We start from the raw sequence: 14,152 nt of genomic DNA on the forward strand, positions 1-14,152 counted from the left end.
CTTTTAAATGTTACATATCACTAAGGCGCCGCACGCAACGCTTCAATAAATACTCAGCAGGGCCAGTTTTCTTTGCCCTATCAAGCAGTATAGCTAAAATCACCTGAACCAGGGTCAGCGCCAGGAAAAACCCAAAATACTCGACGCGAGTAAAAGACACCCTGGTCGCAGGAAAAAGAAAATGAAATACCAAAATCCCAACCACTGATTGTAGCAAGTACAAAGACAGGGAATAACGCCCCACTATCGCAAATACCAAGCTAAGCTTGGGCCAAAGTTGGCGGATGGCTTGTAACAGCACCAAATAACATAAGGCCATAGGTATTGCGGCCAACCAGTTCAATGTTTCCAGCATGTGCCCCACAGTGGTTTCGTTATTTGACCAAAGTAGCAAGGATGCAAGCACACTTCCCCACCACCAAGTCCACATCACCTTACCAGAGACAAAACGCTGCCCTGAAAACCAACCTCGTTCAAAAAGTTCCATCCCTAACAGCATCAAACCTAATGTATTCCACAAAGTTGCCAACGGGATAAGAATGATCATCATGTTGAAATGACTAATATTCTGGCTCAGCAACTGGGCATAACTTACCGGCAAAGAGCTCAGTAGTGTTGCATACTCGGCACTTGATCTGTCAAAACCAGGTTCACCGACAAGGATGCTGAGTATCACCAGCAAAATAACCGGAAGGACTGTCAGTAGCGCCGCGCTTAGCAATCTATCTTTTGCATCCAGCCACATTAGCGCCAGCAACCCGGACAACGCATAATTCAGCAGAATGTCTCCGGGCCAGAGTAAGTAACCGTGTAGCACACCAAACAAGCCCAGCACACATAAACGGGATTTGATAACAAAGAGATTATCTTCACCCTTGTTTTGCACTTTATACTGAATCACTAAGGCTGCACCAAACACCAGGCAAAACAGCGTTCGAAAACGACCGTCGGCAAACACAGTGGTTAAAAGCGACAAAGCAGATTCCATCCCGTCGCGTGTAACTGGAGGAACATAACCATAGGCAAAGTTTGCCATAAAGAATAAGTTTGTCAGGCTCAGCCCCAGTAATGCAAACCCTCTCAGGCTATCAAGGTATTGATTTCTCACATTAATAAACGTGGTCGCGATACATGTCAGCCCAGGTAACAGCAGATGCATGAAACTCTGGTAAGCTTTCATCTTCCATATTTAGCATCGCACAGGCTTCCTGTAATGCCCACCAGCTGCCACTTTCATAAGCCCTGACTACATTTAAGATATAATACAAAGTGTTTGATTTACCCAGCAGCGCATCATGGATCATCTCTGGAAAAGGTAATCGGCCAACTAACAGCTCCATTGGCTTATCCAAAATAGCATCCAGTAAGGAGAACAACCCGGCCAGAAAGCTCATACCGGCTATGCCCGGCGCAATTTGCTGTGCGATGAGCTCACAAAAACGTGAACGAACGATGCTGAGACGAGTTAGCTCGGTTGGTTTATTCGTTGCTACATGAGCGGTCATAATCAGGTTCACAAACTTGAGTACACGTTCGTTCCCCAGATACACCAAAGCCTGCTTGAGAGATTCAATGCGACTCTTTATTGGAAAAACCCCTGAGTTGATCAACCGCAACAACTTGTAAGCCAGGGCCGTGTCCTGGGCAAACAGCTCCGAAATCCGCCCCAGATTCATATGTGGCTTCAATACCTCTGCGTAGATCAACATGACTATAGCATAGTTTATTTCAATGTCTTGTTGAGAAATCATCGTGGGCTTTGCAAAGAAGTAACCCTGGAAAAAGGTGAAACCCATCTTTTTTGCCTCGACGAACTCTTCTTCGGTTTCTACTTTTTCAGCCAATAATTTAAGGTTTTTGCGTGTTTTCAATTGCTCAACGAGCGGGCCGATTGTATCCAGTGGGCTTTCAACCAAATCAAACTTGATGAGGCGGACCAGTTTAAGAAAGGGCTCCCAGTCTTTAGAGTAGGTGAAATCATCCAATGCCAATCGGTAGTTATTGTGAAACAGCGACCTGACTCGTTCGTAATTGTCTTTTGTCGGGGGGATCGTCTCCAACAACTCCAGGATCACATCACTGCTGGGCAGAAAATGCGCGAGCTCTTGATTAAGCGACTCTTCTCCGATATTGATAAGTGCCTTTTTACCAGAAGTCAGATATCGAGTGCCCAGATTGAGCTGGTTGTCCATGATGAGCCGCGCTGTCGCGGCATCGTCAGCAATGTTGGGGAAGCAATTTTGTTTACCATCTCGAAACAGCAATTCATACGCAACCACCTGTTTCTTCCTGTTAAAGATGGCCTGCCTTGCCACAAACACTTTCAAATCACTGCTCCCAGCTATCTACTGCTCAATTAATAGCACTTTTGTTTTATTAGTTTGTCTTAATGGGGAATATTTTAACCCCATTTCATTAGAAAAAAAATCAAACTAAAACATTAATGTATTAGAATAGTCGATAGCAGAGCGAGCAGGCAAACGCCTACTCATACAATTTTTCGATATATTGACTGGCAATGGTATCCCAACTGAATCGTTGCGCTTTTGCATTGTCCTTAATATCACGGTACCTTTGCGGTTCATGCCTATGTATATCGAGCGCCTGCTTTAAGCCTTCAAGTAACTGCTCTGCCTGCTCAGACAGGTTACGTCCACCAAACAGAAAGCCTGTTTCTTCATGTGCAATGGTGTCTTTTAGCCCACCAACCTGATGGGCAAGACAAGGCTGCCCGGCACGCATAGCCAACATTTGACTGATCCCGCAGGGTTCAAACGAACTGGGCATCAGGAACAAGTCACCGAGGTCATACAGATGATCGCCCAATGCTTGTCCATATCCTTGTAAATACATAACATTACTGTGACGGGCCATGACCTGAGTAAACAGATACTCAAGATGCGGATCGCCTGAACCCAGAATAACCAATACACCGCCGTAATCATTTATCAAGGCTGCCACCTTATCCAGGATCAGTTGACCCTCTTTTGGTTGTCTGAGCAAAAGCGCCTTCTGATCCGTTAAACGTCCAACACTGGTGACCAATGGGCGACGAAATTGACCATGTTGACGCCACTGAATGACACGCTGGTGAGCAATGTAATGAGCAGGCATTAGTTCTGATCGCTTGGACATCCATACAAGCAGCGCCTGCTCCGCCAAATCACAGTAGTGGCTCAGCGAGATTTCTGCGCCCTGTTCAGTATCCTGAGAATAAATACACCCATTGAGAATACCTGCCAGCCGACCTGCTCTGTCAGCAGCTTGCATATCATGCTCCAACCCTTCTCCCCCAAAGAAGCCACTTTCGTGATCGCTGCTTAGCTGTACTTCCTGACAATAGGTTGGTGAGACCAAATGTACTTTATCTACCAGGTTTATTGCAGCGCGCATAGGATTAAAACAATGGGGGTAGATGTGATCACATATCCGACTACCATCATAGCTCAGAGTTGGAAACCAGGATTCCAGACTGGAGTCATCATGCTTAAAAGGCCGGATCCCCTGCAAAGCGAGATTATGCACCGTATAGACAGTTTTGATCTGTTTTAAATTCACAAAACGAGGGCTGAACGCTTTCAGGACTGCCACCACAGCGGCATGCCAATCGTGTAGATGCAGCACATCAACCGGCCCTATCATCTCATGCTCAAGCAGCTCGCTGACTGCGGCACAGAATAGTGCAAACTTATTGGCATCAGTTGCAAATGGCTGATCGCCATCATTACAATAAATGGCTCCACCATGTTGTGAGAACAACGAATGTGACACAACATATTGCTCCACGCCTGAGTCACTTGCGACCCGCCAGAGTGTCGCGGTTTCTAAATGCTGTTTAAAAGGTACTGCAATATCTGCAACAAACTCCCGATTGAGTTCGAACTGGCCATAATCTGGCACGATAACAGAACAGCGAATTTGCTTCTCTGCCAATGCATAAGGAATGTCACGGATCACATCCGCAACACCCCCAACTTTACAACTCGGCAAGCGGTCATTTTCCGCTGCCACCATAACTACATGCATGATTGTCCTTTTACGCCGTTTCCTGGTTCTGACCTGCCAACAGCTGTTGCTTTTCTAATGCAACAAGCATATCACGGGTCACCAGCACTATGCCGTTTTTAGAGACTCTGAAGCCATTTCTTTTATCTTGCTCCTGATCATAACCAATCTCCATGCCTTCCGGTATGTGACAGCTGCGATCAATAATGGCATTTTTGATACGACAATGGCGCTCAATCACCACACCTGGCAGAACCACTGCGCCTTCTATTTCACAATACGAATGTACATGAACATTTGAAAACAATAGAGATTTCCGTACTCTGGATCCAGAAATAATACAGCCGCCAGATACCGTTGAATCCACAGCCATACCACGCCTTTCGTCGTCATCAAAAATAAACTTCGCTGGTGGTAACTGCTCCTGATACGTCCAAATTGGCCAGCTCGGGTCATACAAATCAAGCTGTGGTTGCGGAGATACCAGCTCCATATTCGCTTCCCAGAACGAATCTAGTGTGCCCACGTCACGCCAGTAAGGTTGACCCGGGTGGCTGGGATCACGAAATGGAAATGCAAATACATTATGCTCTTCGATAATGGCCGGAATGATATCATGACCAAAATCTCTGCCTGAACCTTCGCGCTCCGCGTCTTTCTTTAGCTGCTCAAACAGAAACTCTGTGTTGAACACGTAATTGCCCATTGAAGCTAAACAGACGCCAGGTTTACCCGGGATCTCACTTGGCGAAGCCGGCTTTTCATCAAAACGTCGGACTCGCTTGTTCTCATCAACTGTCATCACTCCAAAGGTATTGGCAGCATCCTCACACGGTACTTCTAGGCAACATACGGTCATATCGGCACCGGTTTCGACATGCTTTGCCAACAAAGCACCGTAATCCATTCTATAAACATGGTCGCCTGATAAAATCATCACATATTTAGGCAGCTCGTGACGAATAATGTCCATATTCTGGAATACGGCATCCGCCGTACCGCAGTACCACTCGTCACCATAACGCTGAGACGCCGGTAAAATCTCAACTGACTCTCCCAGCTCTTTCTTAAAGTGACCCCAAGCGCGGTTGACATGGCGGATCAAAGAGTGCGATTTATACTGTGTCGCTATGCCAACCCGGCGGATCCCCGAGTTAATGCAATTTGATAACGGAAAGTCTATTATTCTGTGTTTGCCTCCAAAATACACCGCGGGCTTTGCTCTCCAGTCGGTCAGCTCATGCAGCCTACTACCACGACCACCAGCCAGGATCAATGCATAAGTTTCTCTGGTCAGGTTACTAATATAACGGTTTGCATAACTGGGCATTCATTATCTCCATTAAAAAGTCTATCTACGATCTACTGCATTGGGGTTAAGCGCCAAATATCGTCACAATATTGTTGAATAGTGCGATCGCTAGAAAAACTGCCACTAGCGGCCGTGTTAAGTATGCTCATTCTCAGCCACTGCGACTGGTCCTGATAGGTTTCTGCTGCACGTTGTTGTGCATCCAGGTAGCTGTCAAAGTCGTGTGCAACCAACCAGGGATCGTGAGGGCTGCGGATCGCGGCAATGATGTCGTTGAAAATGCCGGGTTCAAATAAGTTGAAATGGCCACTTTCCAACAGCGCCATAGTATTACTTAGTGCCTGACTGGATTGAATGATGGCATTTGGGTCATAGTGCTGGCGCACTTCCTCTGCTTGTTGTGCGGTAGCACCAAACAAGAAAAAGTTATCTGCCCCCACCTGTTCTCTAATTTCAATATTTGCGCCATCCAGGGTGCCAATGGTGAGTGCACCATTCATCATAAACTTCATGTTCCCGGTGCCAGATGCTTCTTTGCCCGCCGTTGAAATTTGCTGTGACAAGTCCGTCGCGGCGCAAATTGTTTCCATGGCCGTTACATTATAATTTGGGAAAAATGCGACTCGAAGAAGTGATTTGGCCTTCGCATCTTTATTAACGACATTCGCAACATTATTGATTAGCTTAATTACCAACTTAGCCATTGCATAGCCAGGTGCAGCCTTACCACCAAACAACACGCAGCGGGGCACCATGCCTTGAGTATCGCCACGGCGAATGCGGTCATATAAAGAAATCACATGCAGAATATTCAGCAGTTGGCGTTTGTACTCATGAATGCGCTTAACCTGCACATCGAACATCATGCTGGCGTCAAATTCCACATCGCAACGTTCCTGCACCAACTTAGCAAGTTTTGCCTTATTACTTTGTTTAACCGATTGCCACTGACTCTGGAACGCTTTGTTATCGTAGTAACGACGCAATGACTTGATTTCAGCGTAGTCCGCCTGCCATTGTTCACCAATCTTGCTGGTAATTAATTCAGCCAACGCTGGGTTACAGTAAGCAAGCCAACGTCTGGGCGTTACACCGTTCGTTTTGTTATTAAATTTTGCAGGCCAGAGCTGATAAAAATCGTGAAATAAACCAGATTTAAGTAGCTCTGTGTGCAATGCAGCAACACCATTTACTGAAAAGCTTCCTACTATTGCCAGATAAGCCATGCGGATCTGCGGATGATCACCTTCTTCTATAAGTGACAACGCACGCTGCTTTTCCATATCTCCAGGCCACATCAGTGCCACTTCCGATAAAAAGCGCGCATTTATCTCATAAATAATCTCCAGCAGGCGGGGTAACAGACGAGCAAACAAGGACACAGACCACTTTTCTAATGCCTCCGGCAACAGAGTGTGGTTAGTATAGGCCATGGTTGAATTGGTGATTGACCATGCCTGCTCCCATTCGAGTTCATACTCATCAATCAGGAGCCTCATCAGCTCTGCGACTGCAATACTCGGATGGGTATCATTAAGCTGGAACACATGTAAGTCGGAAAATTCACTAAAATCAGTGCCGTATTGCTCAACCCACTGATGCAAGATATCCTGTAAACTGGCACTCGACAGGAAATACTGCTGTCTAAGTCTAAGCTCTTTCCCATTTTCACTGCTGTCGTTCGGGTACAGCACCATAGTGATCTGCTCGGCGAGGTTTTTCTTGGCAACCGCCTCGGAATAACTCCCAGCATTGAATTCCTTTAAGTTAAATTCATCCGTCGCTTCCGATTTCCATAGTCGTAAGGTGTTCACAACTCCATTTCGATATCCCGGAATAGGCACGTCATAAGGTACCGCCAGCACATCCTGAGTATTCACCCACATACGATGAGTACGACCCTGTTTATCCTGGTGTGCCTCAACGTGACCAAAAAACTTGATCACTCTGGCTTGCTCTGGTGCTGGCATTTCCCAAGGGTGGCCTTCACGTAACCAATTGTCTGGCTGCTCCATTTGAAACCCCTGCTCCATTGATTGGTTGAACATACCGTACTCATAACGGATCCCATAACCAATAACGGGGAGAGCCAGCGTCGCGCAACTATCCAAAAAACACGCGGCAAGACGACCCAGGCCACCATTACCCAGCCCGGCATCATGCTCTGCCTGCTCAACATATTCAAATTCGGTGCAATATTCTTTTAGCGCTTCGCGCGTTTGTTTCTCCAGATCCAGACTCAACACCGCGTTACCTAACGCTCTGCCCATCAAAAATTCCAATGACAAGTACGCTGCACGTTTACATTGGTTGTCGGCAAGGTATTGGTTAGTTGCTCTACATCTTGCTACCAGCCTATCTCTGACTGTCAGCGCTAACGCCTGAAACAAATAATGTTTTGAATCTCCAACTTTGTCACGTCCCAGGGTATAGTAAAAATGCCGCATCAAATCATCAGCCAGCGTGCTTTCATCCAGTTTTGGGGCTTCCTGCCAATGCTTTACGACACACACATTTGACGTTTTCTTAGTCATTCTTGAGATCCTCATTATGAGATTGATATACCCAGGCACTGTGTGCACTCAGGGATTGAGTCTGTTGACTTTTTTCAATGCTTTCTGTGGGATGTGCGGAGCTAAGTGACAGCTGCCAGACAACACCTGGAATCGCCGGTAATTTCGCCTCCACATCGTCACTGCCGGCATGTAATATCACCAGTAAATTTTGCTTTCTGAGCGTATCCGTCAACATATAGATCAGCGTTTTATTATTGCTGTCATGCCAATCCCCTTCCGACATTGGACGTGCCTCTTTGTTGAACCAGCTAATGTTGAATCTTTCATCTTGTGTATGGATATAAAACGGGTGATGAAATATCGCGTAATGACATCTGATTTCCTGAAGCTGAGCTATCAAGGCACACAAGGCGCTTTCTTGATCATCATCCCATTCTTTCTTTATGCGTCGATTCTGAGTTAAGCGCTCCGTGATACTTCGCGGCCAACTCAACCAGTTGATGTCATTGTCCTGACAATATGCGTTGTTATTGCCTTGCTGAGAATGGGCGATCTCCGAGCCCGCGGCTAACATCGGTACACCTTTTGACATCATGAGCGTAATTAGAGCACTTTTTTGAATTTGATGTCTCAGTGCCAATATGTGTGCTTGTTCCGTCTGGCCCTCTATTCCGCAATTAAACGAGATATTCTCACTGTGACCATCACGGTTCTCCTCACCATTAGCAAAGTTGTGCTTTTGTTCATAACTCACCCAATCAGCGAGCGTAAACCCGTCATGGCTGGTAATAAAATTAACAGAATTAAGCGGCCCACGTTGGTTATGTTCAAACAGCTCATGAGAGCCATGCACACGTTTAGCTAGTTCGGACAGAGTACCAGCATCTCCGCGCCAGAACCGTCTCACGGTGTCCCGATATTTATCATTCCATTCACGCCATGGAGAAGGAAAGCCACCTAACTGATAGCCGCCCGGGCCAACATCCCAGGGTTCAGCAATTAACTTAAGTTTACTCAGCACAGGATCCTGTGCGACCGCCTGCAAGAAGCTATGCTGCGAATTAAAGCCGTGCTCAGTGCGGGCCAATATCGTTGCCAAGTCAAATCTAAATCCATCAACCCCCATATATTCAACCCAGTACCTTAAGCTATCCATAACCAGCTTTAGCGTAAAAGGATCATCGATGTTAAGGGTATTTCCACAACCGGTATCGTTGATATAATGGGCCTGCTCTCCCACCATACGATAATACCCGGTGTTATTTAGTCCTTTGAGTGATAAGGTTGGTCCGTCTAGCCCGCCTTCTGCTGTGTGGTTGTATACAACGTCCAGGATCACCTCAATGCCTGCAAGGTGAAACTCGCGAACCATTTGCTGAAACTCGCTGATCTGTCCTTCTACCAAAAACGCTTTATGAGGCACAAAAAAGCTTAAAGAGTTGTAGCCCCAGTAGTTCTTCAGCCCCTTAGTCGTTAAAAACTGCTCAGAGATAAAGGCGTGACATGGCAGCAGTTCCACCGTCGTGACCCCCAGACTGGCAAGGTGAGCAATAAAGTTACTGTGACTTAAGCCAAGGAACTTGCCACGCAAAGGCTTAGGCACAAACTCACAATGCTTGGTTGCTCCGCGTACATGACATTCATAGATAAGGGTTTTTGACCAGGGTACATTTGGTCTCTGACCATCGTATCGGGCAATGTCTGTGACACTGGATTTTGGCATATCTACCGCATTGTCACTTTCGTTAAGGGTGCCAACGGGCAAATGACAAAAGTGGCGCTCACTCCAGGTAAACTCCCCCTGAAAATCTTTGCAATATGGGTCTAACAATAATTTATGTTGATTAAACAGCTGGCCCTTTTCAGGCACATAAGCACCATCTGCACGATAGCCGTATAATGTTCCCGCACGCAGCGGAGAAACAAATACAGACCATAGCCCTCCCTCATGACGGTACATAATGACCTTAGCAATTTCACTATGGCCACTTTGATCAAACAGGCAAAGTTGCATCTGGGTAGCCGCCGGTGCATACACAGCAAAGTTGACCCCTTGTTCATGCAAAGTACTACCTAATGGAGAGGGTTGGCCCCTGTGCGACGTTAACATGGCGTAGCAGCACTCAAATATTGTAAATAGGTAGTGCTCAATGGGCCTATGGTGATTTCAATACTGTGTTCAAAGCCATGACTGGCAATGGCCTTGCTTTGTATCATTTGCTGTTGATGCGCAACTGGCGTGGTCCCACTCCCATACAGGCTACTGTCATCGGAGTTAAACACCACCTGATATATGCCACTTTTGGGGACACCAATCCGATAACTATGCAGCACCTGCGGCGTAAAGTGACTGACTACCACGACAAGATCAGCACTGGATTTACCGAACCGCGCGAAACTCAAAATTGACTGGTCACCATTATGACAATCTATCCACTGAAACCCACAAGGCGAATTGTCTAGCTCATACAAAGCTGGGGTGTTTTTATATAAATGATTGAGCGATTTGACGGTCTGATAAATCCCCTGGTGAGCGGATGATTCCAGCAATGACCAGTCCAGTGTCGTGTTATGATCCCATTCAGTGCGGGGTGCCAATTCGCTGCCCATAAACAACAGTTTTTTGCCCGGGTGAGCATACATAAAGCCATAATAGGCCCGCAAGTTAGCAAATTGCTGCCAATCGTCACCAGGCATTTTACTCAGCAATGCCCCTTTGCCATGTACGACTTCATCATGGCTAAGCGGTAAAATGTAATTTTCCGAGTACGCATACGCCATAGAAAAGGTCATTTCATGGTGGTGATACTTCCTGTGGATTGGGTCTCTTTGCATATAGCTCAGACTGTCGTTCATCCATCCCATGTTCCATTTAAAGCCGAATCCTAATCCATTGTGATCAACAGCTTGAGTGACTCCAGGCCAGGCCGTCGACTCCTCAGCCACCATCATGATATGTGGATGCCTGCCATAGCTGCGGGTGTTGACCGATTGAATGCAGTCGATCGCTCCAAGGTTTTCCCTGCCCCCAAACTGATTAGGAACCCACTCGCCATCATTGCGCGAATAATCGAGATACAACATGGAAGCAACAGCATCCACTCTGAGGCCATCCAGCTTAAAGACATCAAGCCAATAATTTGCATTAGAAAGCAAATAACTTTTTACTTCCGGACGTTCATAGTTGTAGATAAAAGTGTTCCAGTCGGGATGATAACCTTGACGACTATCTGCGTGTTCATATAAGTGCGTGCCGTCAAATCGGTGCAAACCGTGCGGATCCGATGGGAAGTGGCCCGGCACCCAATCAATCAACACTCCCAGCTCCAGCGCCGTACATTGAGTGATAAAATAGCGAAAATCGTCAAGGCTGCCGAAGCGGCTAGTTGGCGCAAAAAGCCCTACGGGCTGATAACCCCATGAACCATCAAATGGGTATTCACTAATAGGCATTAGCTGAACATGCGTAAAACCAAGCTCCTTAACGTAAGGCAATAAGTCGTCAGCCAGCTCACGATAAGTCAGATAACGGTTATTCTCTTCTACTCTGCGTTTCCAGGAGCCAAGGTGTACTTCATATATCGCAATCGGGGCATCAATGGCATTGCGCTTTCGGCGTTGTACCTTATCTGCATCACTCAATATCATACACGGCTGAGCAGGCTGAATTACACTTGCGGTACCGGGCGCTTGCTGCATCTTAACAGCATACGGGTCTGCGCGTTCAGTCACCTCACCATCGACTCCTACGATGGCATATTTGTATCCCTGCTCGCCTGTGAGATGAGGTATGAAGAGATCCCACACTCCACTGGCAGGATGAAAACGCATAAAGTGCTGCGAAGGCTGCCAATGGTTAAACTCGCCAATGACAGAAACACTACGCGCATTGGGTGCCCAAACGCAAAATTGCGTACCATTACAGCCCTGATGGGTAATACCCCTTGCACCAAAATGAAGGTAACCATGTTCTAGAGAACCTTCATTAAATAAATACATCGCGGACTCATCCAGCGCACTACTGAAGTCATAAGCGTCTCGGCTTGTAATCACCGTATCAATAAATTCAACTGTCAGGTGATACCCCGACGAAACGTCGCGGCTAAACTCAACGACAAACAGAGCAGATTGCCCGATGCGTTGCATGGCTGTGGTGTGGCGTCCATCATTTACTGATACGGCCAAAGCTCCAGGCATGTACACCCTTATAATTGAGCCTTGCCCGGTACTGTGTAAGCCAAGAAAAGAGAAGGGGTCACGAAAACACCCGGCATCTAATGCCGAGATTTGTGCTGCGTAGTCAAGGGTTACAATGGGCGATTTACTTGCTGAATTCATGCCTGCTCTCTAATCCTTTTTATCTCAGCCATTAAATGACTGTTCTGTTCTAAAGTCTGTTCAGCTGGTGTCGCCAGACGACGACGCCAATTGGGGTACTCACGATCGGTGCCGGGAATATTCACTGGCAATTGTTGTTGCTCAAGATCGTCAAGTTGGACAGCAAGCAACTTACTAGGACTGGCGGCGAGTTTTTTGAGGACTGCACCATATATGCTGTGAACATCCGAACCCTGCTGCGCAGCGGATATGTCATTTGCCCCCAACCAAGCCAATAACTTAGCCTTGTCGTCTTCTCTAGCCATCGACATTTGTGTGGCTTCTTGTTCGCTGCACAGCTGGTAATCTTTTCTGAGTAAAATATCATTATGCGTCCACCAGGCATTAAACGGCGCCACATCATGATTAGCAACCATTAATAACGTGTCAGCACGATACTGCTCAGAGGGCTTAAAATGACCCTGCTGATCTTTGGCAAAATACATCAAAATATTTCCGTATAGATTCGCGTCACTCATAGCTGATGACACCTCAGGCGGCACGATACCCAGGTCTTCTCCTATCACCATGGCCTGATTCAGATGAGACTCAATTTTTAAAATTGCTAAGAGGTACTCAAAGGGATAATACACATAACAACCGTCTGGTTTGCCCTGAGATTCAAAACACCACCATAACCGTCGAATAGCCATGACATGATCGATGCGAAGCGCGCCAAACGAAGCCATGTTGCTTCGCACCAGTGCACGAAAGTAAGCATAATTTTGTTGTTTTATTTTAATCGGGTTGAGCGCAGGTAACCCCCAATTCTGGCCTGTTACAGCCCAAGGGTCAGGCGGCGCGCCTACATCTGCACCGTAAGCAAAGAGTGACTCATTTTCAGCAAATTCATAACCTTCTTTAGCACAGCCAACCGCCAGATCATTAATCAGGCCAATAGCCATACCCACTTGGGTAGCATGCTGCTGACAGGCTTGAAGCTGTTGATGTGCCAGCCATTGCACAAACCACTCACGCTCGGTCAGCGCGCTGACATTCAGGTCATGTATTTTATCGCTTTTAAATTTTCGCACCGCCTGCCCGATATCAGGCACACTGATGCATTCATTGTACAGTTCGGTCAGTGTGGCGTATTTCACTTCAGCCACCGCACTGTAATCTATGTACTGTGCCTGAGAATCGCAAGGTGCCGGGCAGCAAACACTGCTCACGTTAACTTGATATTTCTCGCTAAGTATTTCAACAGCCCAGTCCAGTGCAATATACAAAGGATTAATCAAACAACGATGCGATGGACTGTAAGGGCTGGCACGCTCGGGCTGAGATTCGAACAGTAAATGTAGCGGGTTCAGTAAAACAAAATCGCAGTGCCTTGCTGCAGCGCTACAGAGTAGTTGATATAGATCACGGAAGTCTCCTACACCATGATTACGTAAACTCCGCAGTGTATAAAGCTGCAACGACAGACCCATTCGCTTAGACTGCTCATGCTCTATAGCATAGCAACGCTCAGGGACCGACCACAGCTCGGTCGTTTTAGTCTCAAACGGACCTTCTATTTGCGTTTTATAATAACCAACAGGCAGCTGCCCTATTTCGATTCTCACATCGAAATAAGTCTCACCATTATAGCGATAATCCCCAACAACTTCAGCGTCTGACAAAGCGCAGCAGTGATATATTGATAATTCAGGTATCTGAATGACTACGGATGCATTTCGAGCTGACTCGGGGATTTTTAGCGAGAACCCCCCTGACTGGGCATCAGCCACCAGCACTTCCCCAACAACGTCAAGCCAACACTTAATATCCAGCGCAAAGTTTAACTCAGCGATATCCGAGCTATCCTCAGTGTTTATGCCACAACAACGCAATGCGTTGACCCTAGTTGCATGATCGAAATAAACATGTTCACCATTATATTTGGTGTAATCAAAGCCTATTCCATGCAAGTAAAATAGCTGCTCCAGCCCTTGCATTA

Annotated in this window: 8 protein-coding genes; all 8 read right to left on the minus strand. The window is 46.7% G+C overall.

Features of this window, described 5'->3' with window-relative positions:
* Positions 1 to 10: 10 nt before the first annotated feature.
* Entirely contained in the window at positions 11 to 1,180 is a 1,170-nt protein-coding gene (locus MHN31_RS00460; protein WP_239443143.1) for a DUF418 domain-containing protein, read from the minus strand.
* On the minus strand, positions 1,110 to 2,327 hold the full coding sequence (locus tag MHN31_RS00465) for an HDOD domain-containing protein (protein WP_125557057.1): 1,218 nt from the start codon (positions 2,325 to 2,327) through the stop codon (positions 1,110 to 1,112). The genes MHN31_RS00460 and MHN31_RS00465 overlap by 71 nt, the downstream gene beginning before the upstream one ends.
* Positions 2,328 to 2,484: 157 nt before the next feature.
* Positions 2,485 to 4,026 carry a glycogen/starch synthase gene (locus tag MHN31_RS00470; protein WP_239443144.1) on the minus strand — a complete coding sequence of 514 codons (1,542 nt, stop codon included), beginning with the start codon at positions 4,024 to 4,026 and terminating at the stop codon, positions 2,485 to 2,487.
* Positions 4,027 to 4,036: 10 nt separating this feature from the next.
* On the minus strand, positions 4,037 to 5,335 hold the full coding sequence (gene glgC, locus MHN31_RS00475) for a glucose-1-phosphate adenylyltransferase (RefSeq protein ID WP_125557062.1): 1,299 nt from the start codon (positions 5,333 to 5,335) through the stop codon (positions 4,037 to 4,039).
* Between the two features lie 32 nt (positions 5,336 to 5,367).
* Positions 5,368 to 7,851: a glycogen/starch/alpha-glucan phosphorylase gene (locus MHN31_RS00480; protein ID WP_239443145.1), complete on the minus strand. Its 2,484-nt coding sequence runs from the start codon at positions 7,849 to 7,851 to the stop codon at positions 5,368 to 5,370.
* The gene (gene glgX, locus MHN31_RS00485) at positions 7,844 to 9,943 is read right to left on the minus strand and encodes a glycogen debranching protein GlgX (RefSeq protein WP_239443146.1); all 2,100 of its coding nucleotides are present in this window, start codon (positions 9,941 to 9,943) and stop codon (positions 7,844 to 7,846) included. Before glgX ends, MHN31_RS00480 begins: the two co-directional genes overlap by 8 nt.
* A complete protein-coding gene (gene glgB, locus MHN31_RS00490; protein WP_239443147.1) occupies positions 9,937 to 12,171 on the minus strand; it encodes a 1,4-alpha-glucan branching protein GlgB in 2,235 nt (744 codons plus the stop codon). The genes glgX and glgB overlap by 7 nt, the downstream gene beginning before the upstream one ends.
* Positions 12,168 to 14,150, minus strand: coding sequence for a 4-alpha-glucanotransferase (gene malQ / locus MHN31_RS00495; RefSeq protein ID WP_239443148.1), 1,983 nt, complete (start codon positions 14,148 to 14,150; stop codon positions 12,168 to 12,170). The genes glgB and malQ overlap by 4 nt, the downstream gene beginning before the upstream one ends.
* Between the last annotated feature and the right edge of the window lie 2 nt (positions 14,151 to 14,152).

The sequence above is a fragment of the Pseudoalteromonas sp. McH1-42 genome (assembly GCF_022347845.1).
Classification (GTDB): Bacteria; Pseudomonadota; Gammaproteobacteria; order Enterobacterales; family Alteromonadaceae; genus Pseudoalteromonas; species Pseudoalteromonas rubra_D.

What these genes read in the sequence shown, in the direction of transcription:
- MHN31_RS00460 (WP_239443143.1), bottom strand. Translation starts at nt 1,180, where the DNA reads ATGAAAGCTTACCAGAGTTTCATGCATCTGCTGTTACCTGGGCTGACA.
- MHN31_RS00470 (WP_239443144.1), bottom strand. Translation starts at nt 4,026, where the DNA reads ATGCATGTAGTTATGGTGGCAGCGGAAAATGACCGCTTGCCGAGTTGT.
- glgC (WP_125557062.1), bottom strand. Translation starts at nt 5,335, where the DNA reads ATGCCCAGTTATGCAAACCGTTATATTAGTAACCTGACCAGAGAAACT.
- MHN31_RS00480 (WP_239443145.1), bottom strand. Translation starts at nt 7,851, where the DNA reads ATGACTAAGAAAACGTCAAATGTGTGTGTCGTAAAGCATTGGCAGGAA.
- glgX (WP_239443146.1), bottom strand. Translation starts at nt 9,943, where the DNA reads ATGTTAACGTCGCACAGGGGCCAACCCTCTCCATTAGGTAGTACTTTG.
- glgB (WP_239443147.1), bottom strand. Translation starts at nt 12,171, where the DNA reads ATGAATTCAGCAAGTAAATCGCCCATTGTAACCCTTGACTACGCAGCA.
- malQ (WP_239443148.1), bottom strand. Translation starts at nt 14,150, where the DNA reads ATGCAAGGGCTGGAGCAGCTATTTTACTTGCATGGAATAGGCTTTGAT.